Below are 22,437 nucleotides of genomic sequence, written 5' to 3'. Positions count from 1 at the left end.
TCAGACCGGCTCCAGCCGGCAGGTGACAAGCTGGTCAATAAGCTCGAAAAACAGCTCCCCGTCAGAGTCAGCAACTGGTTTCAGCTCAGCCTTCCAGAAGGTCGAAGCCTGGCGCATGTAGCAGCAGAGCTCCGCAACCAGGCTGTCCTTGTGGAGCAAATCCTCGAGCTCTTCACGCCGCAAACCCGGCATAAACAGTGGCGCCACTTGTTGCTTTTCCGTGCCCCCTAGTCCGGTGAATACATTGCCGTTGCGACTCACCCAGCGAGCGATCTCCCGAATGTCCGGGTGCTCACGCGCATCGCGCACGGATAACTGCGCAATTTTTACCTGACTAGGATCGACGATGACGCGACAGGCAATGTATTGCTCCCCCTCATCTAGGGGAGCACTTGCATTGGCAAGCGCCATTTCGGGGGTAGGACTGGCATATATAGCGTACCGGCGAGAGGGCATGCCCAAAGGCCTTAGCCACTCCCAGAGGTTATCGACCACATATGGCACATTGCTTGGAACACGAGCAAACGCATGCCTGCGTAGGCCATCTCTTGCCTTGGCTATGTGATTGGATGGGATCGCTCTGAAAAGCTCCATGCCGCCTCCCTGCTGCATACTAATTTTTTAGCTCCAGCATCCTACTACCGATGGATGGCCATTTGATATTTATCAAATTTCGAAGAGATTTTTCGCCCCTACGGCAGCCTTGCCTTCGCACCACGGCATCCGTAGCGTTGGGTTAGCATCGATTGCCTCGCCCGAGCTAACGCCTCTTCGCTGATCATTTGCTTCAGTTCATTTTCAACACCCATACGACAGCTCGTGTCGCAAGCAAACAGGGGTTATTGAGTGGAACAGCTCTACCGCCAAGATCTAATTCTTGGCCTGCTTCCGAACAAAGAAAATGCGCTCGAAAGCGCCGCGGTCCACCAACGCGTCACCAGCCAAGGGATCGATGTCGACAAGCGCACCATCCAACGCGATCTCAGTGAGCTTGAACTGAAGTACCCTCATGTACACAGCCGCCCCAAAGGCGGAGGGAAAGCCAAATTGTGGTGGGCGGATAGGTCTCTCTCACGCTTGAGCATGTTGCCGACCGATGCGATGAACCTCGTCATGATCATGGATCATGCGTCGCGATTCGGGATGGAGCCGCAGGTACAGAAGCTGGCTGCTATTCGGGAATACGCAGTATCCCTTCTAAAGGGAAACCGCCCAGCTCAGGATTGCACCGGAAAAATTGTCAGCAATACCCGGTTCGTGACTCTCGCTCCGAGCGCAGTGCCCCATGAAGTCCTAGAGGTGATACAGCAAGCGCTTCTGGACGGCACCAGCGTGAGGGCCAGTTATCTCAGACGAGGAGCACAACGGCCAAAAGAGCTTCATCTCAAGCCTCTGGGGCTTTCCTACCAGGACTCGAACATCTACCTCTCCTGCGTATTCAAGGGTCTTCCAGACGGCGACATCGCCGCCCTTCCTCTGCACCGTTTTTTGTCAGCTCGCTCCACTTTCGAGGACCTCCCGGCACCCGAAAAATATGACATCAACTCCAACGCCGCCCAGAAGAGTCTGGTAAGTCTGAAAACAGATCAGCCAGTCCCTCTGAAGCTGCGCGTAAGCCCGGCGCTTTCTGTCCGCCTACAGGAAAATGCGCTATGCCCCGACCAGCAACTTAAAGCACTCACAGACGGCTGGTGGCTAATGACCGGCAGCCTCCATTTAAGTCAAGGATTAGACCTGTGGCTCTTAAGTCAGGGGGAACACGTGGAGGTGCTTGAGCCTATCCAGCTACGCGAGCAAATCCGTGAGACGATCACGCGCATGGCGGTGCTCTATGAAATCAGATAGCCCATGCGACATGGGGTGTCGCAAGTAACCACCACTCTGTCTCCCGTCGACAACCAAAGGAGACCTAGTGATGAAAACCTATTCCGCGTTTTTGCAGCGTGTTGTGCCCACTGCGGGTTCTCGAGCCAACTTCAAAATCACGGTTCAGGCTGTCAGCTCGGATATGGCCCGAGTAACGGCTGAAGCCCAATATCCCGGCTACAAGTGTTTGAACGCACCGACTCAAGTGCGCTGACTATGGGGCCGCGCCGTTGGCATTCTCGCGACGCCCCGTGCCGCCTACTGTCTCGCGACGAAAGCATCAACGGCACGGCATCGCTATTGGCAGACAAGATTCCGGAGCAGACCCCACCTGACGGCCACATCACCATTGGATGGTCTTCCACGGCATATGTCGACGCCAAGCAGGTCGTGCAAGACATCAACACGCTCTGCAACAGCTCTCCGACATTGGGCCAGCTGCGGTTCCGTCGGCATCACATAACGGCTCTGGAGGCAGCCCAGGGCTGGCCCGATAAGCGATTCGATGAGGTCCATTGGCTCAGGGTTCCTCCCTCCGCCCCTATCCCCTACCTGCAACTATTCGCTCATGCGGATATCGTCCATGTACATCACCTGGAGCCACCAGACGCCGATACCCATCCTCATGCCCGCCACTACCTATGGGGTAATTGGGATGAACTGGCTGCGTTCTGGGCAAGCCTGTATTTAGCTCGAGAAAATCCATGCGTCCCGGGGCTGGACTGGAACAGTTACTCCACATGGTCGCCAGGTCCCGGCCTTGGTCGGGTGGCTAGTTTCTGGGCCACTACTGCGGTCCTCGCCGCGGCCGGGCTGTTGGCGCAAATAAAACCTGCGGATCATGCAGCCACACCCCAGGCCTTGTTGCTAATCGAGGCCAATTTGGATCTCACCGTCGGCGACCTCATAAGCGTTTTGGACCTGCTGGAAACATCAAGCAAGCACCAAGTCATCGCCACCGGATGGCTGTCTCGAGGCTTCTCGGGATGCGGCCTTCGTCTCCTAAGGTTTGGCCCCGGGTGAATGCTAACGCTCTCCAAATGCCACCACGACACAATCTGTCGCCCACTTGGTTAATCCTCCCATCGATCTAGTGAAGGCTTTGCCGAGGCCTCTCACTATCCAAGAACGCCAGGAGACATCATGCGCAGTAAGACTGTCCGCGCCGCAGGCCCGCACTCTGATGACGTTACTCCGCTTACTTTGAAGTGGATCTTCGCTCTGACCCTAGACCTGGGCGGTCACCGCCAGCTGATTGGCGAGCGCAATTTCAATGATGATGCTCTTGCCGCTGAACTGGGAGTGGCGGACCTCGAGGAGCAATTCAAAAATCGGCGCTTCCATTTCGATGATGAGGACGAGGATGACTCGCCCCCGAAGAAAGAAGCCAGCTTCCGTCATAAAGTGCTCGACCGCATGGCTGAAGAGCAAAGTCTCTTCCTTCGCGAGTTCCCCTCCCCCAGCTACCCGGACAACCTGACAGTAAACCTGGGCCAGTTGTCGCAGTTGATCGGCCTGGAAGAAATTGATCGAGCGCTTCTCGGATTTTGCGTACTCCTGCACAGCGATGCGCTCTTGGAGGAGGCAACCGATCAACTCGGCCAGATCGGATTCAACCGCACCTTGCGCGTCCTATCCCACCTGCTTGGGTACCCGCCAGAGGCGATCAGACAGCACCTATCGGCTCATAGCCCACTCGTACGCACAGGGCTTGTTGAGGTGAACATGTCTCGCACCTACCGCTCGGGCCTCATCGACCGGCTAGGTGTTGGCAACAAGGATTTGCTTCACGACTTGCGCTTTCATCAAGGCTCGCCAATAGGCCTATTCCAAAGTGCTTTTCGCAAGGCACCAGAAGGCGAGCTTTGCATCGACGATTATCGGCACCTAGCCCTTCCCCTTTCGATCGCTCGCCCCTATCTCAAACGGGCTATTCAGGACGCCTCGCGCGGCGTCAACGTACTGATCTACGGGCCTCCCGGAACGGGAAAGAGTCAGCTGCCTCGCCTTCTTGCGGAGGAGCTGAAGGCTGAGCTCTACGAGATCGCCTGCACTAATCGTGATGGCGATCCTATCGATGGTCGTGGACGCCTCTGTGCCCTGCGTACAGCTATGGGTATCCTGAATCAGAAGGCGACGATGCTGGTGCTCGACGAGATTGAGGACCTGATCAGCGAGCCCAGCATCTACTCTCCCGACCAGGGCAAACGAAAGGGCTGGATCAACCGTATGCTGGAGGAGAATTTGCTGCCCTGCTTCTGGCTCACCAATAATATTCAAGCCTTGGACAATGCCTACATTCGCCGCTTCGACTTGCTTCTAGAGCTGCAGAACCCTCCGAAAGCCGAGCGTGAGCGGATCATCCGTAATGCGGGAGGAGACCTGGAAGATGCATTGGTCCTACGGATGGCAGGCCATGAAAATCTCACTCCTGCCGTTGCCACGCGGGCTCTACGGGTAGCAGAAAGCCTCCGTGGATTGGCTGATGCTCCCAATCTCAACCATGCGGTCGAGTACATGGTCAACGCCACTTTACAGGCTCAAGGCTTTGACAAGCTCGCACGCACCCAAGACCAGATCCTCCCAGTCTTTTACTCCCCGGAGCAGAGCAACACGGATGTTCCTTTGGAGGGACTTCTGGAAGGCCTATCGCACAATCGCGATGCCAGACTGTGCTTCTACGGGCCACCTGGAACGGGCAAGACGGCATATGGCCATTGGCTGGCCCGAGAAATCGGTCGGCCGCTACTGGTTAAGCGAGTTTCCGATCTTGTTTCGCCCTATCTCGGCATGACCGAGAAGAATCTTGCCCATGCTTTTCAGCAAGCCCGGGATGAGGATGCTGTTCTTCTTCTCGACGAAGTAGACAGCTTCCTCCTGGAACGCAGGCATGCCCAGCACTCTTGGGAGGTCACCGCTGTGAACGAGATGCTCATGCAAATGGATAGCCACCGGGGCTTGCTGATTGCCTCGACCAACCTAATGGAGAATCTTGATCAAGCGGCCCTGAGGCGCTTTGATCTCAAGGTTGGTTTTGGTTACCTGCGCCCGGAGCAGGTCAGTCATTTGTTTCGCCTGCATTTGGAACAGATGGGGCTTAGCGCCCCTAGCCCTGAGCAAGAAGTGAGATTGCGAACCCTCCAACGCCTAACGCCAGGTGACTTCGCCACCCTCGCTCGACGCTCTCGTTTCCGCCCCTTCTCGGATGTGGATGAGTTTTTCCGTGCACTGCAATCGGAGCTAGCACTCAAAGAGGCGCCAGCTCAGCGCCCAATTGGCTTCGTGCATTGAAAGTGTAGCTAGTGGAATAGGCCCCTAACTAGCTCGCCTCTATGCCCTAACATCGTGGCAGGACCGGCGACAACAAAGGACGGATGCGCAGTGCATAAATACTCGATCAAGATTGCTAACACCGGCAAAATTTTCCCTCCCTCGGAGCAATCCGGCAAAGCATGGATTGACGCCCTCGAGAAAGCTCATCGATCCACTCATGGTCAGTGCATGTGCCTGGATGATGACCGCGGACGGCCCGTATCTATCCGACGCCTAGGTGAGAACTTTTACGTAGCCCGCTTTCGTGATACGAGCCACCACCATCACAAGAAATGCCGGTTCTATGCTCCCAGCAACGAGCAGAGCGGAATGCAAGGCTACACCCGGCAAGCCGTTCAGATTCGAGAGGACGGCGATCTGGCTATCCGGCTAGATCGAGCACTGACACCTCCGCGAGCGGGGGCGCCAGAACCTGTGCTAGCGCCCCCACAGGATCGTGCTGCAAGGCAACGCCGTAACACAATGAGCCTGGGCGGCTTGCTCGACCTTCTGTGGACGGAAGCGGAGCTCAATACTTGGCACAGCGACCAACCGAGAAAACTATCGGATCAGGACGTAGGCGGTGCGTTACTCCAACAGGCAAGACGAATCCATGTTGGCCGCAGAACTCTGGACGGCGTCCTATTACTACCCGCACGCAAAGGCGAGGAAGAACATGACCGCAACAAGGAGGTAGTCAGCAGTGCCCGCAGAAGCGGACTGCGATTAGTGGCAATCGGGCCTTTGGCGTACTTCGACCCGGTACGGGACAATGACATGCCCTACGTGCGCCTCGGAGCGCCCTTCGGCGTGCCCAAGCTGCAGATAGACGAGGCTACTCGAGTAGCACTCCGGCGTAGCTATGCCGACGAGCTTGGTGCTTGGCAAGACGGGAAGAAGATTTACGCAATCGTTCAGATGGCGCTCTGTCCAAAATCCCCCGGCACGTTCGTAGATACTGCCGACGTCCTGGCTATCAGCCTTTTACGTCTGAGCGAGCGCTTCATTCCACTGGACTCAAGCTACGAAGGAATTTTGGAGAAGCAGCTGGTTAAGGCCGGACGTAGCTTCACAAAGCCGATGAGGTTCGACCACAACGACGCAGTTTTCCCGGACTTCTGGCTGCTGGATATGGAGTGCGACTACCCCATTGAGGTTTTCGGCATGAATACGCCGGAATACCAGCAGCGCAAGGCTGTCAAACGCACTCATTACGCGAACCGCCAGAAGTACCCCAAAGGTTGGTGGTACTGGGACCTATTCGAGCATAAAGAGATTCCGTTGCTACCTTCGCCTGCCTCAGAGCGAGCTTGATTGCTCAAAGCAGGACAAGAGCTAGCAATTGCGCGCGACCATCGTTGAACGAACAGATGGCCAACGTGAGGCGACGCAGCATGGCAAGCCAACCAACCGTAATGGACATCAACCGTTAAGTTATCTTCCCTTAGGCCTCCGTAGGCCGAGAAGAGTGTTTCATCGCCGTATGAATCGCCAAACCTCCTACGACACCTAGCGATGCGTCACCGTGGACGATCTCACTGCCGGGGAAGTGCTTGCGTACAGTCTCCGCGATATAGGGTGCTCGGGACATTCCCCCAGTGAGAAACAGGACTGGAGAGCTTTCGGCAGTCGACTCCTTTACCTGGTGTAAAAGCTTATCGAAAGACCGCACGAAACTTTCGCGTCCATACTCAAGGTCGGATCGCGTCGCAGTCACCGAAAGATCTGCCTCAATGTAGTCGAGCGTCGTCGCGGCTTGTGTGTGTGTGCTGAGGGCCACCTTAAGGGCTTCAACATCACGGTTCAGCCGCACCGTTACTCCATTGCGCTGCAGTGAACGAACACGGCTTAAAAACGGCTCCTGGACTCCCACCAACGGGTTCTGCCGAAAATCCTTCTGCCGGTTGAGATCGCTGACCATTGCAGCATTCACATACACAGGGGCGAGCAAGGAGCAATTGCCTTTTCCGAACGCCGGCATGACAGCCTTGAGTGAGAGACCGACGTCCACATCGCTGCCTCCCTTTCCTATCCCCCACGTCGTCTCGATTTTTGGCTCTTTAGATGAGCCCCCGACTTCTCCGAACGCTATGTCCGTGGTGCCGCCCCCTACATCGACGATGACTGTGCGTCGTTTTACAGACGAGTTGGCGTGATAGGTGATTGCTGCAGCCGCGGGCTCAGCGAGAAAATCTACTGATGTAAATCCTGCCTGCGATGCGGCCTCACGCAGCAAGCTGATAGCTTGTTTGCTTCCGGCTTCCCCCATTGAGCTCCGGAACGTAACGGGGCGCCCAATAGTTGCTTCGGTTACGTCTGCACCTAGCTGCTCAGAAGCGGCCAAACGGATATGACGCAACACGTTCGCAACGATCTGCACGATCGCAACGCGCTGGGGCTCTCCCAGCTTAAAGCCAAGCATGGACTTAGGTGATTGGATTAGCCGACCGGCCTCATAGGCGAAGAACTGCTCAATCGCCTCTTCACCAAAGACAGCAGAGTCATCAATGCTGGTCGTCTGCTCACGGCCAGCAGAAATTTGAGCCTGAACCCAGCGGCGACGAATCTCGCCATACGCAGACTTTCTGAGATCGTCATCGGACCTCAGGGTAGGCTTGTTCAGGGCAAAGATGGCTTGACCTATTTTCGCGATGGCTTCCTCTTCTGAAAGGTATCCATCACGAACCTGCCTGCGGTAATCCACTCGGATCTGGCTAGCCGCTTCTTCATACTTTTTGAGCTTCTGGGTGTAGCTACTCTTTGAGCTGAGGATGCTATTGGCGACCTCCTGCACGTAGAGCGACTCATCGAACTGGCTCATGTCGACTGGCTTTTCAGGAACAAAAACAGCCGTACGAAACTGGCTTTCGCCGCGAAAAAGAATGTGCTGAATGGAGCCATTTATGTAGGCCGCCGCAGCGGTGTAGCTAGTTCCAAAATCGATCCCGATGCGCATTTCAAGCCCTCCATGACTACCTCTTAGCGCGATGGACACACCACGCCCCCGCACAACACAAAGGCTTTATGCCATCACTCAGAGGGGGGATTCCAGCTTGGATTTTGAAGCTACGGCCTGACTATCTGGTCACGGAAGGGTCTTCAGGACAAGGTCTAAGGCTTCTGTCTAAGAGATCCTTCTGAGCGCAATGACGTAGTGTGTTTCTCAACACTGGCTCAGACGTATTTCAGCTGCCCATATGCTGCTCGCAGTGCTCTGGATGTGGCGCCAAAGCTTGCCGAATGCTCGCCGGCTTGGCACAAACCAAGAACTCAGCGCATCCTCGATCGACAACGACGAACCGGCTCATGGGATCCCTGAATCCCGTTTATCGGAACAAGGACGTGATACTCAGAAATAGCCTCATTGGCGCCAGCCTCACATTCTCACCTCGCTTCACTGCTTATCTGACCGAGGACGAGCTCACCCTGAAGCTTGGAGACCAGAACTACTCCTGGCCGCTCGTGGCTATCGCGGAGATTGAGCTGCGGCCCGGCATTGTTTGGGCAGCAGCGCAGATCAAAACGCTCAACGGCGATGACGTTAAGCTCGACGGGATCGAAAAGATCGAGGGTGATCGCTGGCAAGGCGCATTCAAATCTCTGCAGCTCAAATGCCTTGCCACCGCAGGAAAGGAGGCCTTGGCAGACTATGCCAAATGGTCGAAGAGGATTATCAGCCGGCTACCTAACAGCTGGCATCCCTCATGGATGGGGGATCATCTGGCTAGCACCAAACCAACTGCTGAACTCAAATGCGGGCTACCCGTTGAAGCCATTGCTTCACACCCGTTGATAGTGGAGGCCAGCAAGGCATACCCGAGCATTCTACCGACACCTCCCATCAGTCCGGCTCAAGGCCTAAATGCTCACTTGAGCAAGCTCAACGAGACACTCTTTGAGCAGCACAAGTCGCTCTCGCTGTTTGACACTCTGGAAGCCACGCCGCTCACCATGGAGCAGCGGCGGGCTGTCATCTGCTTCGACTCAAAACTGATGCTCGTAGCCGCTGCTGGCTCCGGAAAAACCGCCACGATGGTTGCTAAGGCCGCCTATGCAATCGCCACTGGCATCGCCAAACCCCATGAAATTCTCATGCTAGCGTTTAACACCGATGCAGCTGAAGAACTACAGCAGCGACTGACTAAGCGCCTGGGCCAATACCCAGATGCTGACCAAATTGCGTGCAAGACTTTCCACAGCTTCGGCTTGTCTGTCATCGGTGAAGCAACTGGCTCCAAGCCACGCCCAGCGCCGTGGCTTGAGTCCGGTCAGGACATCGCCAAAGTAGTCGCTCTGATGCACGCGCTGGATCAGTCAGACGCGTCCTTCCACAGCAATCTGATGCTAGTCAGGACAGTTTTCGCACGTCCAATTGGCGCGGCGCCCGGCACAGTCACGTCATCGCAGAGTGACGACGATGAACTGGTTACCTCCCGAGGGGAGAAGGTGAAAAGCCGCGAAGAGCAGCTGATTGCTGACTGGTTGTTCTTCCACTGGGTGGATTACCAGTACGAGGCCCCCTACCCCGTCAATACGGCCGACGCCCAGCACAGCCAATACCACCCGGACTTCTACTATCCACAAATTAAGCTTTTCCATGAGCACTTCGCGTTGGACGCCCACGGCGTTCCGCCGATGGAGTTCAAGGGTTATGCCCAGGGCGTTACCTGGAAGCGCGCGCTACACCAGCAACATGAAACGGATCTGTTCGAGACAACTAGTCATACGCTTCGCACTGGTGAAGGCCTGCCGGCGCTGCAACACGCCTTGGAGAGTCGCGGCGTAATCCTCAAGCCAGATCCGGATCGAATTCCAACAGGCCGTCCGCCGCTAGAGTACGAAGCTCTGGCAAGGATCATTCGCAACCTGATCCAGCACGCCAAAGGCAACCACCTAACGCCGAGCGAGCTCAGTGAGCGAGCTGCTAAAGTCGACCCTATTCGTGGTCCCTTGATCATCCGTCTGTATGAGGGGGTGCTTGAGCGCTGGCAAGCTGAGCTAAAGGCAGCCGGCACAGTCGACTTCGACGACATGATCAACCTCGCCATCGATCATGCTGAATCTGGCCGGTATCGCTCCCCATACAAGCTCGTCATCGCCGACGAGTATCAGGATGCCTCCGCTGCCCGCGCGCGACTTCTTCGCGCGATCACAGTACGGCCAGACACATTTCTCACAGCCGTGGGTGACGACGCCCAGAGCATCAACCGTTTCGCTGGCGCCGATATCAGTGTGATGCGAAATTTCCAGGCGTTCTACGGCTCAGGAACGGTACTGCAGCTGACGCAAACGTTTCGCTGTCCGGAGGATATCTGCAAGATCTCTTCCGACTTCGTACAGCAAAATCCGCTACAGCTAAAAAAGGAGGTTAAGACAACCTCCACTGTGAGCGGAAAGGCGCTCCAGTGCTACGCAGCGCAGAGCAATGATGAGCTGCTGGAGCTCGTCGAAAGCACCCTAACTAGGATCGCGGCAAAACTCAAAACCGTGTGGGATCTGCCGCGTAAACCCACAATCATGCTGCTTGGCCGGTATCGCAGCGATCGGCCATACAACATGCCCGAGCTCAAGCGAATCTGCGGTCCCAATATCGAGATCAACTTCACTACGGTGCACAGCAGTAAGGGCACCGAAGCAGACTACGTTCTTATCTTGAATGTCATCCGCGGCCGCAAAGGCTTTCCTAGCGAGATCGCCGACGACCCTATCCTTCAAGCAGCCATGCCCCTTCCAGAGGAGTTCCCTTTCGCAGAAGAGCGGCGGCTCTTCTACGTTGCGCTCACCAGGGCACGGCGTGGCGTCTTTATCTACACGCTTGAATTTCGCCGCTCTGCATTTCTGGACGAGCTGGCGAAAAAGGGTCAGATCACCATAATCGGCCAGGATGGAGCCGCGGTCTCATCTGAACCTTGCCCCGCGTGCGGCAGCGGATTCCGGAAGCTCAGATCGGGCAGGTATGGAGATTTCTATGGGTGCTCCCGTTATCCAGCTTGCAGATGGACGCAGAACCTCGCTACCCCGCGCTAGGTGAGCTATGACCTCTATATCGATGAGGGCGACTTTACTCCACAACCAATTCAACAACACGTGCTTGAGCTTCATGAGACTATGAAAAATGACGAAGCAGCATACTAGTAGCTACCTGATCTGCCGCCTCGCATTTGAAAGACCAGAAAAACGGCCTCTATCGCACATGATGCCCCTCTTGCAGTCGGAACTCTTCGGCCGCTCAGCCCAAGAACGATCAATCAAGGGGCAACAGCTCACAAGAAGCTGGAACCCGTTATATTCTACTCAAGATCCTTGATCGACTTAACCTGATCCTTATTAACTCGCTGCAGCTTTCCATCCAACTGCTTAAACTCATAAAACCCACTCTTCGAATCATAACGAGGAGTATCTAAAGTCTGGAGCTCCCTCCCATCGTTAAGTACGACTTCAGACGGAGTTGAGCATCCAGCAATCGCGCCAGCGGAAAAAACCAAAACGAGCAAGAACTTCTTCACACTAGATCTCCAAAATCAGCTCATAAAACATAAGACAAATTCCCGCACAAACACAGACTGCAGAAAAATCAATTTCAAACTAGCAATTACCCCAAAAAACAGCAACGTCCCGAAGCACCAAAAACCTGTCCGCTGAGCACCGCTTGGACTACCACTTCCACCCCATACCCAAGCTTCGAAAATGAGAAACGAAAACTGGACAAGCCAATTACTCCCACCACAAGAAATTACATTTAACCGTTTCCTTTGAGAGGATAATTCCGTGGCGGAATCCTTCTTCAGTAATTTAAATAAGGAGCGCATTCGCAAACACCCCTACAGAACCGAAGATATAGCTTTAGCCGATGTTTTAGACTACATCGAGATCCTACACAACCAAACTCGCCGTCACAGCCACTTGGGTGGAGTCAGTCCCGATGACTTGAAGCAGCCGAGTTATGAGGCCTGAAAATGTCTATTGGAATTTTGGTAGTCCAATTCTTCCCTCTCGCTGAACCGCCCACCATCCAGAGCGTCTTGGCTATTCAAAGCCAAGAGCTACTTCATGGATACGCCGCACAAGCATCTCTAGCGTCTCCCCTGGGCTGAGATACCTACAATCATTTTCATCGAGGCACGTAAGCCCAACCAGTGGGCTGAACTCTATACCCACGCTCTGACAGGCTACTAGAAAGACACCTAAGCCCCCACCCATCTCGCCCTCGTCAAGCGCAACGACAAACTCATACATATGCTTGAGGCTTTGAAGAGAGCTCGACAGGTGGGCAAGCACCACTCCTGCGTCATCATGCGAGCCAGAAGATTTCTGGATGCTGATTACAAGCATCTCAATTGCGCTGGCAAGTCCAGCGCGAGGGAACACCTTATTTGTCATGGAGCGCCACCTGATTATCACTACTCACATCAGGTGCTGCATCCGTTTTTTCTTACTGGATCATCCTAGACATGACCCGAGCGTCAGACGGGAAACACGATGTCAAGCCTATCAGTCTCCGATCAGCGCCAACGATAATAAGTAAGCAGAAGCTGGCCAAGTCCTCTGACAAACGAAAGCTTCAGTGCCGGCTACTCCCGAAGCAATGCTGACCATCTCCATAGGTCTTAGTGGCAGCCTTGCACAGGTAGCTGGTTCGGTAGAACAACCTCTCTAACGAGCGCTCATCTGCGGCCCGTCGAGAGAGCCGATACTCAGCCGCTGGAGGAATCCCTACCAGCCCACTGACATCCTCTTCACTTAGCCACAACGCTTGGGCCCATGCTTCCTGGAGGCGATGGAAGATGTTTTGCTCTCGAGAGGTCTTCTTACCTACTTTGAAGTAGGCATCCGCATTGAGAAGGAAGAGCAGGTGATAATGCGGTCGATCTCCCCTCCCCACTTCCCTGACCCAAATGTAACGAACCTTGCTGTCATGAGCGTACCGATTGCGCGCCCGGGCTCTCTGCCGGTCATGCTCGATCTTGGCTTTGAATGACTCCAGGAACTCCCTGATGACTACATTCGTGTAAGCATGCTCAGGCAGCTCACGCGTCAGTGGCAGCCGTAGGTCCACTCTGAAGGCGAATACTCTCGAGTAATGCTCCAGGGCTCTCTCGATCGTGTATTTACAGCGAGAAAGGTACTGCTCAATAAATGGGCCCTTCTTGTCCATAACGGGCAGGCCTTCGAAGGTCCTATCATGGTACAAGTGAAGATTGGTGTTGATTACATGGCGCCGCATGAGGGTACTCCTATGTGAGGTTCACACCCTCTGCACAGGAGGTATTTTTTTACCGCGCACTGGTTAGGTGACCAAGAGGTGATCACAGAGCTGAGGAGTAGTCGGACATTAGCTTTGCACTATGCATGAAGACAGTTAAAGCATATTACCCGCACCGAAAATAGAACCCTCAAGCTTTCCGAGCACAGCTACATCAAAACAGCATAGATGATTGAGTCATTGTAGGAGATTATTGCTCCTACAAAATATCAAACCCATCCTAAGAGCCCACAAGGCTACCGCACATATTACCTAATACCCCCAGATACGTCCTTAACCATTAATCCGCCACAAATAAAATTGAGCCATCCACCTGGCACGAACTAATATTTTCGCCCGTGATATTTTCTCAATCAGCCAGCGTGGACGGCATAAACACCATGACTGGAATCACATCCAGTCATGGTGTTTATGCCTAAGCATTGAATCTAGCCAAGTCATTTTTATGCAGCATTCAATGCCGCATCACGCTCTTCAATTCGCTCCAGCACCCAATCCTGCACCTCTTCTTCGACCCACCCCACGGATCGCCCCCCTAAAGGAACAGGCTTGGGAAACGTGCTTTCGCTGATCAGTTTGTAAATAGTCGATCTAGCCAGACCAGTTGTAGCCATGACCTCTTGCAGCCGAATAATTCTCATGAACGTGCTCCTCATGTTCGTCCAGAGAATTGGCGGGTTCGTTAAAAAATTACTGACTTGGCAAATCGAATACAGTTGCTACGCCTTTTGCCGCCGAGAGGCAGAGTCAAAGCTCAACCAACAGAGGGCCACGCTGGCTTCGAAGTGAAATTTGATAAATATCAATTTTCCGTATGTTTTCTTCGAATCAGCACAAAATACACAACCAGGAATCAACGCAACCCTGCTATTTTCGCTAGGCCTAGCATGAATAGCAGGAAAATCATGAGCGAACTTATCAACGACACACTTAAATTTACGGATCCAGAAGAGCCGAGAAAGCAAGACGAGTGGCCATGCTATCGAGAGCACAGTCTCTTTGAGTCCGCGGTGGAGGAGTCAATCCGACAGCTGGAGGTCCCTAGGGAGATGGCCATGATGTGCGCACTCGGAGCCATGGCTACGGCTTGCCAACGATATGTAGATGTAGAGTTACCCCCAGGAAATAGAGCACCCACATCCCTGATGCTTTTAACAATCGCCGAATCAGGAGAGCGTAAGACCACTACACAGAACTATTTTTCTGGATCAATCGACAAGATAAATGGAAAAGCCATTGAAGCTAATTCTAAAGATCTCCGAGAACATCGTATAAAGCACAAGCTTTGGAAAACGGAGCTGCGTCACCTAGAAAGAATGTACGGCAAGTATGCAAGTGTGGGTGACGATGAAGCTGCTGACGCTGCAACTAAGGACATTGAAGTGCATTTACGACTTGAGCCAGTCCCCACCCCCTCAGGAAAGTTCCTATATGAGGATACGACGCCCCAAGCCTTGGTTCAGTTTCTCTACGAGAACGCAGAGAATGGCTGCCTGCTGACCAGTGAAGCTAACAGTATCTTCAATGGAAAAGCCATGAGTGAGCTCGACAAGCTAAATACTCTTTGGGATGGAGGTACCCTAATTGTAGATCGCCTATCCAGGGCCCCTATTACGCTTAGAGGCGCTCGCCTTACCATGGCGCTTATGGCGCAGCCAAGTGTAATTTCCAATTTCATGGGACGGCGCGGGGAAGAGGCGCGCGGGACTGGATTTCTCGCACGGTTTCTCGTCGCAAAGCCAAAACCCAAAGCTGGCGAGCGCACTAACAGTATGAGATCTGCTGCCCAACCACGTAAGGAGGCCTTCGACAATCGAATTCGTGAGATTTTTGAAACTCCACTTCCAGCCGCCCGACAAACGCTTAAATTTTCAGAACCTGCCAAGAGCCTATGGTTTGAAATCAACAAATACATAGAAGACCAGATGCAAGAAGGCGGCCTATTCCACTACATGAAAGATCACGCATCAAAGCTATTGGAAAACACCAGTCGCATAGCCGCTGTTATGCACGCATTTGAAAGAACTTCGAGTGATGACGTCGATATTGACCTCTTCACCTTGAAGTTTAGCTGGAGATTTGCCCAGGCCTGCTCGGGGCATTTCTCCAAAAATCTGGCTAATGAACCGCAGATCGTCACAGACGCCTGCGAGCTTGCAAACTTCTTGCTGCGGGTATCTCAAGATGACTCTCGCAACAATCACATCTTTGACGAGGGCGCGCCTGGTGCGAATCTGAGAATAAATAGATCAAATCTCCCACCGCATCTGAGAGAGGGATTCAAGACCACCATCACCCTCACTCAAATTAAGCAGCTCGGCCCCTATAGGCTTCGAGGCAGAGCCAATGCAGACCGATTACAAGCTGCTATTGAGCTATTGGGGAAACTCGGGCATCTCATAAAGGAAAAAGGTCGATACAAATTCAAAGAATCAATCATTACGGAAGAGGAACCCATACTACGAAATGGCGAGACCGTCACGATCACGGCACTACCACTATACAAAAACCAAGAATTTTTACTTGATGAGCGAGTGAGCGGACGACCAAGATCTGGACGTTATTGTATTTTTAATAACAAATGAAACCACCCAGAAGCAAGTGGGCCTTAGGGAAGGCCCACAACCTGGAAAGGCTGCGAATTGAAACTTAAAACAATCCCAACCAGCAATTCCCAAGAACTTTGCTACTCCATTTTTCGACGAACAAACCGCGGCGGCTGAGTTCTCCAATACCTCTCGACAAATATCAAGCCAGCGAAGCCACCTATCAGCGCCACACCTCCCCCGACCCCTAGCGCTGTAAATCCGAGCCCAAAACTCCCAGGAACGTGTAAGTTGAATGCAGAATTCAGCCATTGGGGCACGTAAGTGAGGACGCCAAAAGAAATAGCGCCACCGGCTATTGCCCCCAATTGCATAGCGTTCGCATTTTCCTGTTGAGTCGCCCCTGTTATCACCTCTGCCTTACATCCCAAGCAGACAGTCTGCTGAAGCTTTACAAAGGACCGGCAATGCGGGCAGATCCATCCGTCCTCGTCCAACTCCTCATTCGGTAAGGAACGAGGAGTTCCCCGTCCTTCAAGTTCGGCCAGCGCAGCACGTTCAGCGTCCTCTTTCCAGCCCATTAAGCGCAGAACCGTGTAGCGACTGGGATCAACATCAATAAGTCTGGCGCAGTTCTGACAAAGCCATATCCCATTACGGATAGAGGATCGCTCTTCAGATGAAAGAGAGGGATCGTAACGCGGTCCACCAGGTGCAGCAGCTGTGATATGCGCAGCCACGCCGATACGACTTGCCTTATCTGGCTGAAGATTAGGACCGGAAGTAAGGCGCTCGCACCCTTTAGCTGAACACTTGTTCCCAGCACGCTCCTGAAGTGTGCGGATAGTTTCCTTTTTAAACTCATCTCTCGTGCCGACCGAGGCCACAATCACTTCTCCTTCATTGAGCCAATGCCGAAACTGCGCCAAAACCGGAAATCGACAAGCGTAGGGACGTTTCGATTAAAAGCACCCTCCAGGGGGGCGACCCGGAGTTTGCTACCCCACTAGGTGAACAGGTCAGTCATCGTCTGGATGTTGATCGTTAACAGAGATCACGCCAAAGCGCCCCTGATTCGACAATCTCGACGAATCGGCCCGCGGAGAATCCATCAGGAAACAACGAGTCCTGGTCATCTGCGCCAACCTGCCCAACCGGCTGCAGTAGGTGCTTTTCGTCCCGTAAGATGACCTCAAGGGCCTCACGAGAAACGACTCTATACCCATCGATTGACTGCCCATCTAGCTCGATGGAAGTATCGACGATCCAAGCACGCAGATCTCTTTCCAGATGTTCGCCACGGTATCCCAACCTCGATCGTAGGCTTTGGTCCTCCCTCAACGCGCCTGCAACTGCAACGAGCTTACGTCGCAATTGCCACGCGGCCTTACGCAAGGTATTCGATCGATGGAGCCAGACTTCATGAGTTGTCGAGCGGATGTATCCTGACTTGACCTCCAAAAGCAGCAGTACGCCATCCAGCTGACAAATCAGGTCGACCTCACCCGCATCATCGTCCTCAGTTACCGGCGGCCGAAAGCCAACCTCAACGGCGAAGCCACGACGCCTCAAACTCTCAGCTAGCAGGAGCTCTACCTGCCGAGTCTCTGCCTGCATATCGACTCTGCGAGCACCCAATCGCCTTAGATTGTTGAGGGTTGCGGTCAGGTTGTTTTGTTGCGCGACAATCCAAGGGAACTGAAAGCTGTAGCGCCCAATTTTGTAGAAAGGACGCTCATAGAGCCTAGGCACCGGCATTCGAGGCTTCGCCTTCAGTTGCAGCGACAATGACTTTAGGTCGCTGGTCCAAAATTTCAGGATCGACTTGGCCGAATCTGCGCTGCCCTTGGGATGCTCCTCACAGACAGTCCACCCGCTGATCCTTCGAATCTTTTCCTCTTCCTCCGACCAGGTCATTGGAAATCGATTCTCACCCACCTGCATGCCTTTCATAGCTAGTAGTCCCAGCGCATGGGCGACCACGCCGGACCTACGGAAGTATTCTTGGAATGGCTGAATGAATTCCTTCTGAAAGAAAACAGAGGTCAGCTCGCTCGCCAGCAGCACGTGCTGAAGCTGAACCTTGGAACCATCTCCAAGCGAGAGATGCTCTTCGACACCATAGATCGTCTGCAGCTGCAGCTTGCTGCGAAGCGTCTTGATGTAGGCCCATTGGTTCAGCTCGTGATTCTCAGCGGATCCGATCATCTCCCCTGCCATACCGGAGTCGACGAGCTCCTGCACGGCGCGCTTCATCCAGTAGTGCCACAGCAGGTCATGCTTACGCTCAGTTCGCCGCCACCGCTCTGCTCCCTCTTCCGTGGCGTTGTAGAGAACAGACTCACCAGGCGCTAACTGGTACCGGCACTCAGGGTCGTAGCAGAACCAATTGATCGAGCCTTCATAATCGACTCGCTCGTGGGTTGCAGCGACCAGCACAGCCAACGATTCGAGATTGGCACGACACTCTGCCGAGTCTGCTGCCCCTGGTTCCTTGAAGAGAATCGGAGCGAGATGCTGTTTCAGGGAGCGCCCCAACCGTAGCTCATTCAGACGGAAATCTCCCTCCTGGCAGGTTTGGAGCTTCCGTAAAATGATGCGGTTATAGACCTCCCATTGCTGTCCGGAAGGATCGGCCTGAACCTCATCAGTAAACGCCTGATAGGCGAGAACACTGAGGTAAGAGAGCAGCTCAAGCAGCGATAAATGCTTGAGCTGATTTTCGGCCTTGGATATGAGCTCATCGAAAGGCTCTAGCTGCTCTAGCAGGCGCTCGCAGACACCGAAGAAGATCTGCCACCCCTCCTCTTCGAGCGCTGCTCTAAGGCCAGTCCATAGAGGCGAACCTGTACGCTCAAAGAGCTTTGAGTAGCGAATTGCCCACCTGAGCGTCTCAGGGTTTTGGTTAGCCAGATGTACCAGCAGATCGAGACTGATGGCGTTGTCGAAATGGAGTACTCGGCTAAGCGCCAAACTGGCCACTTCGGATCCCTGTACGGCCTGCGGGTCCCACCAGAACGGTGCTGAAGCTAAGCCGATCGCACGATCGAGAGCCGATAGATGCTTGCCTGCAGGTCGCTGATCCAAGAAGTGGTGTAAGCACTCATCGAGAGCACGGCTGCTACCAGTTAACAAAGTCCTTCTGTAGACCGCCAGGTAATGCTGCAGGCATCGATTTCCCTTCTCGCTCACCCACTGCACTCCTATTAGCGCTTTTGGCCTGACAAGAGCCTACTGCATTCAAAACTGAGGCTGCCATTGAAACAGCTCCGCATTTCGCCTGAGCCCTGCCCCTCCAGGGGAAATGCTCATCGTACGAGCCCACTCGAATGTCCAGCGACCAACACGAACACGTCTAGGACCACCTCGAACAACATCTGTTGACTTGAATTTGGAGAGCTGATGCCAGGGATCAGGGTTTTGATTAGCACAGTGCCGAGGCGCACAGAGTTGCTGCACCGGGCAATAGCATCAGTCTGCGCCCACCTTCGTGCGCCACGCCGACGCTCGCGTATCGTCTACTCGCGCGGGACTCACTTGGTCGGTGAATTATCGGCCAGCGCAAGCACGGCCGAAGTCGTCATCGGTATCTGTCTGCACAATCAAGCCGGCAAGCTGCCAAGCGCACTCGACTCTGCCATGAGGCAGCAGATCGTGCAGCAGGGCCGAGGAGTAGTCGTGATCCTCGATGATGGCTCCAGTGATAACTGGCAATCGGCGTTCGAGTCCTTGTTGTCCAATCCGAAACTAATCGTGCTCACAGCGAACTGCGGCAGCGCAGCCAAGGCCCGCAATGCGCTACTGGGATTGGGTGGATGAGCACCTGCCTGCGGCGGCCTGGGACGCGCGGCTGGATGCGGATGACCGTTTTTCCTGCGCGGAGGCGTCAACCGCTATGGCACGCGCCTGCGAGCGGGCCAAGGCGCGTTTTATATTGGGCAGCAATCATCCCGAACTGGGTGGCGAGTCGCAGGCGAGTAGCAGCGGCACAGTCAAAGAGCAGCGCCCACCATACCCGCCTAACAATGCTTGAGTCGCCCTTACAGGCGGAACGACGCCACCACCGAGTGCAGGTCCACCGCCAGGCGCGAGAGATCCTGGCTGGAGGCGCTCGTCTGGCTGGCGCCAGCTGCGGTTTGCGCCGAGAGGTCGCGGATGTTGGTCAGGTTGCGCTCGACCTCGTGGGCCACCGCGGCCTGCTCCTCGGCAGCGCTGGCGATCAGCACGTTCTGCTCATTGATAGCCGCGATGGTGTCGGTGATATCGTCCAGGCAGGCGCTGGCGGCCTCCGCCAGCTGCACGGTGGACTGGGCCAGGGTGGTGCTATCCTGCATGGTCTGCACGGTGCTGGCGGCTTCCTGTTGCAGGGCGCCGACCATCTGCTCAATCTCCTGGGTCGATTGCTGAGTGCGCTGCGCCAGAAGCCGCACCTCATCGGCCACCACGGCGAAGCCACGGCCCTGTTCGCCGGCCCGCGCCGCCTCGATGGCAGCGTTGAGCGCCAGCAGGTTGGTCTGTTCGGCGATGGCGCGGATCACATCCAGCACCTTGCCGACATCCTGCATCTGCCGCGCTAGGAGCTCCACGCGCTCGGCACTGCCGGTCACATCGCTGGCCAGGGCATTGATCGACTGCACCGTCTGCTGCACCTGCTCGCGGCCGTTCTTGGCGGTGCGGTCGGCGTGGCGAGAAGCCTCCAGGGTGTTGGCGGCGTTATGCGCCACGCCATCCACCGCCACGCTCATCTCATTGCAGGCGGTTGCCGCCTGTTCGATTTCCTGGTTCTGCTGCAACAACCCGCGGTTAGAATCGTCGGTCACCGCATGCAACTCTTCCGAGGCCGAGGCCAGTTGCGCCGAGGAATCGGAGATGGTGCTGATGGTCTTGCGCAGGCCCTGTTGCATGCTGCGCAGCGCTTCCAGCAACTGGCTCGCCTCATCGCGGCCCTCCACCTGGATATGCTCGCTGAGGTTGCCCGAGGCCACCGTACGTGCCACCTGCACCGCCTGTGCCAGCGGCCGCACGATGCTGCGCGAGAGCAGCACGGCCAGGCCAATGGCAAGGGCCACAGTGCCAGCCAGGATCAGCCAGACCATAAGCTTCGCGTTCTCATAGGCGGTCTTGCTGGTCATGGCCGCGCTGGTAGCGCCATCGCTGTTCAGCTTCGTTAGTGCTTCCAGGTCGCTGGCGATGCTCGTCGCTCGGCTGCTCATCTGGCCGATCAGGTTGTCGGCCTCCTCTCTCTTGGCGTTTTTCAGCAGCTCCAGCAACTGATTCTGGGTTTCGATGTAGGTCTGCTGGTTAGCCGCGAAGCGCTCGTAGATCTGCTGTTCTTCGGAGTTGGAAATCAACTTGCGGTAGCGCTCCTGGGCCTCAGCCAGGCCGGCCCGTTCCCGCTCGATGCGCGGCAGAGCATCGGCCTCCAGGCGGACCGCCGCGCGCAACGTCGAAATTCGCACGCGCATGGAGGCGCCATTTAGCTCATCCAAGGCGAGAATACTCGGCAGCCAATTGTCATGAACCTCCGCCGAACTCGTGTTCATACGCTGCATCTGTAGCAGCGAGCCACCGCCGACCACCATCAGCAGCAGCACTAGCCCGGTGAAGCCCAGGCTGATACGAGTCGAGACGCGAATGTTTCTGATGGACATAGTAGGTTCCTTCGTAGGTAGAAGTGACTAATTGGCAGTCAAGGAACACAGTAGAAACTCTTTTTTATGAAGTTGACCGGAAAAGTACGCCCGAATAGACCATGGTCTGAGGCCACTAAAGTTGCAGCCTCGGCTGCCGACTGCAGCTATTTCCGAGCGGCTGAAGAGACCGCACTGGACTCTATTAATCCGGAGTTTGCCATGAATGAAGTTTCGAGCGCGGTTGTTGACCGCTTTGACTTGTTGCCATCGATGGCAACCAGCGACCGGGAGAACAAGTCGAGCTGACGACACAGGGCGACAAACTGCCGGCAGACATTGCGAATGGCTGTGCCATTGTCGAGCCAGAAGTCGGCAACGGTTTAAAGTCCGGTGCCAACCGCCCAGTCAATCACCTCAACACGAGGTTGCGCTGGCATTCGCGCTCCAAACGACGGCTGGACTGAATACGGTTGAGGTAATCGTAGATGTAGACCTTCACCACCACCACGGGGGTGATAGAACGGTCGCCCAGTTACGGCAGGGGTGACCCCATCGAACTCCAGGGCCACCAAGTCGAGTTGCTCAACGAAGGCTTCGACGAAGCGAATCGGATATTCTTCGGCGACGAAGTCATCCAGGCATTCGGGAATGCAAGCTGACCTGCGCCCGGCTCACCTCTTCGATGAATCGCTTCATACCCCGCCCCGCGACAATACTCCAGCAACTCTAGGCGAGGGCGACGTTTTCACACAGCCTGGACCAGAAGCCGCCATTGATTAAGCCCCTTATGAGATTCGGTAGTCACGACGAAACTAGG

General features: G+C 54.9%; 16 protein-coding genes and 2 pseudogenes. 9 read left to right on the top strand and 9 right to left on the bottom strand.

The window, feature by feature from the left end; genetic code table 11:
* On the bottom strand, positions 1 to 594 hold the full coding sequence (locus tag JHD77_RS03340) for a hypothetical protein (protein WP_191519432.1): 594 nt from the start codon (positions 592 to 594) through the stop codon (positions 1 to 3).
* A 252-nt stretch (positions 595 to 846) separates the two neighbouring features.
* Between JHD77_RS03340 and JHD77_RS03335 the strand changes: the two genes are divergently transcribed.
* The 5 genes from JHD77_RS03335 to JHD77_RS03315 all read left to right on the top strand — a co-directional run bounded on the left by JHD77_RS03335 (position 847) and on the right by JHD77_RS03315 (position 6,492).
* A complete protein-coding gene (locus JHD77_RS03335; RefSeq protein WP_088171585.1) occupies positions 847 to 1,845 on the top strand; it encodes a helix-turn-helix transcriptional regulator in 999 nt (332 codons plus the stop codon).
* Positions 1,846 to 1,915: 70 nt separating this feature from the next.
* The gene (locus tag JHD77_RS03330) at positions 1,916 to 2,080 is read left to right on the top strand and encodes a hypothetical protein (RefSeq protein ID WP_162836228.1); all 165 of its coding nucleotides are present in this window, start codon (positions 1,916 to 1,918) and stop codon (positions 2,078 to 2,080) included.
* 86 nt (positions 2,081 to 2,166) lie between these two features.
* Entirely contained in the window at positions 2,167 to 2,889 is a 723-nt protein-coding gene (locus JHD77_RS03325) for a hypothetical protein (protein WP_124103094.1), read from the top strand.
* Positions 2,890 to 3,009: 120 nt separating this feature from the next.
* Positions 3,010 to 5,157 (top strand): AAA family ATPase, encoded by a 2,148-nt coding sequence (locus tag JHD77_RS03320; RefSeq protein WP_031690915.1) that lies wholly within the window; start codon positions 3,010 to 3,012, stop codon positions 5,155 to 5,157.
* Between the two features lie 54 nt (positions 5,158 to 5,211).
* A complete protein-coding gene (locus JHD77_RS03315; RefSeq protein WP_315986081.1) occupies positions 5,212 to 6,492 on the top strand; it encodes a DUF1173 family protein in 1,281 nt (426 codons plus the stop codon).
* 130 nt (positions 6,493 to 6,622) lie between these two features.
* Here the strand turns inward: JHD77_RS03315 and JHD77_RS03310 are convergent, their stop codons facing one another.
* The gene (locus tag JHD77_RS03310; RefSeq protein WP_078458421.1) at positions 6,623 to 8,134 is read right to left on the bottom strand and encodes an Hsp70 family protein; all 1,512 of its coding nucleotides are present in this window, start codon (positions 8,132 to 8,134) and stop codon (positions 6,623 to 6,625) included.
* 350 nt (positions 8,135 to 8,484) lie between these two features.
* Between JHD77_RS03310 and JHD77_RS03305 the strand changes: the two genes are divergently transcribed.
* Complete coding sequence (locus tag JHD77_RS03305) at positions 8,485 to 11,205, top strand: UvrD-helicase domain-containing protein (protein WP_161564155.1); 2,721 nt, start codon at positions 8,485 to 8,487, stop codon at positions 11,203 to 11,205.
* Between the two features lie 263 nt (positions 11,206 to 11,468).
* On the opposite strand, the gene JHD77_RS03300 is transcribed toward JHD77_RS03305, so the two are convergent.
* Positions 11,469 to 11,684: a YgdI/YgdR family lipoprotein gene (locus tag JHD77_RS03300; protein WP_078451195.1), complete on the bottom strand. Its 216-nt coding sequence runs from the start codon at positions 11,682 to 11,684 to the stop codon at positions 11,469 to 11,471.
* Between the two features lie 253 nt (positions 11,685 to 11,937).
* On the opposite strand from JHD77_RS03300, the pseudogene JHD77_RS03295 reads away from it, so the two are divergent.
* Positions 11,938 to 12,132 (top strand): annotated as a pseudogene (locus JHD77_RS03295) (IS3 family transposase); the annotation flags it as partial.
* A 72-nt stretch (positions 12,133 to 12,204) separates the two neighbouring features.
* Here JHD77_RS03295 and JHD77_RS03290 read toward each other — a convergent pair.
* The 3 genes from JHD77_RS03290 to JHD77_RS03280 all read right to left on the bottom strand — a co-directional run bounded on the left by JHD77_RS03290 (position 12,205) and on the right by JHD77_RS03280 (position 14,082).
* Complete coding sequence (locus JHD77_RS03290) at positions 12,205 to 12,558, bottom strand: hypothetical protein (protein ID WP_043157811.1); 354 nt, start codon at positions 12,556 to 12,558, stop codon at positions 12,205 to 12,207.
* Positions 12,559 to 12,739: 181 nt separating this feature from the next.
* Complete coding sequence (locus tag JHD77_RS03285) at positions 12,740 to 13,402, bottom strand: inovirus Gp2 family protein (RefSeq protein WP_031690911.1); 663 nt, start codon at positions 13,400 to 13,402, stop codon at positions 12,740 to 12,742.
* 482 nt (positions 13,403 to 13,884) lie between these two features.
* Complete coding sequence (locus JHD77_RS03280) at positions 13,885 to 14,082, bottom strand: helix-turn-helix transcriptional regulator (RefSeq protein WP_078458419.1); 198 nt, start codon at positions 14,080 to 14,082, stop codon at positions 13,885 to 13,887.
* 264 nt (positions 14,083 to 14,346) lie between these two features.
* On the opposite strand from JHD77_RS03280, the gene JHD77_RS03275 reads away from it, so the two are divergent.
* Positions 14,347 to 16,026 (top strand): YfjI family protein, encoded by a 1,680-nt coding sequence (locus JHD77_RS03275; protein WP_161564156.1) that lies wholly within the window; start codon positions 14,347 to 14,349, stop codon positions 16,024 to 16,026.
* A gap of 1,005 nt (positions 16,027 to 17,031) precedes the next feature.
* Here JHD77_RS03275 and JHD77_RS03270 read toward each other — a convergent pair.
* Positions 17,032 to 19,179, bottom strand: a complete 2,148-nt coding sequence (locus JHD77_RS03270; RefSeq protein WP_172402896.1) for an NERD domain-containing protein — start codon at positions 19,177 to 19,179, stop codon at positions 17,032 to 17,034.
* 447 nt (positions 19,180 to 19,626) lie between these two features.
* Between JHD77_RS03270 and JHD77_RS03265 the strand changes: the two genes are divergently transcribed.
* Positions 19,627 to 19,806 (top strand): glycosyltransferase family A protein, encoded by a 180-nt coding sequence (locus JHD77_RS03265; protein ID WP_153576276.1) that lies wholly within the window; start codon positions 19,627 to 19,629, stop codon positions 19,804 to 19,806.
* Between the two features lie 221 nt (positions 19,807 to 20,027).
* On the opposite strand, the gene JHD77_RS03260 is transcribed toward JHD77_RS03265, so the two are convergent.
* Positions 20,028 to 21,638, bottom strand: a complete 1,611-nt coding sequence (locus JHD77_RS03260) for a methyl-accepting chemotaxis protein (RefSeq protein WP_043157817.1) — start codon at positions 21,636 to 21,638, stop codon at positions 20,028 to 20,030.
* 189 nt (positions 21,639 to 21,827) lie between these two features.
* Positions 21,828 to 22,316: pseudogene (locus JHD77_RS03255) on the bottom strand (transposase); the annotation flags it as partial.
* Positions 22,317 to 22,437: the final 121 nt, after the last annotated feature.

This window comes from Pseudomonas sp. P20 (assembly GCF_016463925.1).
GTDB classification, from domain to species: Bacteria; Pseudomonadota; Gammaproteobacteria; order Pseudomonadales; family Pseudomonadaceae; genus Pseudomonas; species Pseudomonas aeruginosa.
This window is presented reverse-complemented; position numbering and strand designations above follow the sequence as displayed.

Excerpts from the sequence above, each read along its gene's own strand:
- JHD77_RS03340 (WP_191519432.1), bottom strand. The coding sequence starts at position 594 with ATGGAGCTTTTCAGAGCGATCCCATCCAATCACATAGCCAAGGCAAGA.
- JHD77_RS03330 (WP_162836228.1), top strand. The coding sequence starts at position 1,916 with ATGAAAACCTATTCCGCGTTTTTGCAGCGTGTTGTGCCCACTGCGGGT.
- JHD77_RS03320 (WP_031690915.1), top strand. The coding sequence starts at position 3,010 with ATGCGCAGTAAGACTGTCCGCGCCGCAGGCCCGCACTCTGATGACGTT.
- JHD77_RS03310 (WP_078458421.1), bottom strand. The coding sequence starts at position 8,134 with ATGCGCATCGGGATCGATTTTGGAACTAGCTACACCGCTGCGGCGGCC.
- JHD77_RS03305 (WP_161564155.1), top strand. The coding sequence starts at position 8,485 with ATGGGATCCCTGAATCCCGTTTATCGGAACAAGGACGTGATACTCAGA.
- JHD77_RS03290 (WP_043157811.1), bottom strand. The coding sequence starts at position 12,558 with ATGACAAATAAGGTGTTCCCTCGCGCTGGACTTGCCAGCGCAATTGAG.
- JHD77_RS03285 (WP_031690911.1), bottom strand. The coding sequence starts at position 13,402 with ATGCGGCGCCATGTAATCAACACCAATCTTCACTTGTACCATGATAGG.
- JHD77_RS03280 (WP_078458419.1), bottom strand. The coding sequence starts at position 14,082 with ATGAGAATTATTCGGCTGCAAGAGGTCATGGCTACAACTGGTCTGGCT.
- JHD77_RS03275 (WP_161564156.1), top strand. The coding sequence starts at position 14,347 with ATGAGCGAACTTATCAACGACACACTTAAATTTACGGATCCAGAAGAG.
- JHD77_RS03265 (WP_153576276.1), top strand. The coding sequence starts at position 19,627 with ATGAGGCAGCAGATCGTGCAGCAGGGCCGAGGAGTAGTCGTGATCCTC.
- JHD77_RS03260 (WP_043157817.1), bottom strand. The coding sequence starts at position 21,638 with ATGTCCATCAGAAACATTCGCGTCTCGACTCGTATCAGCCTGGGCTTC.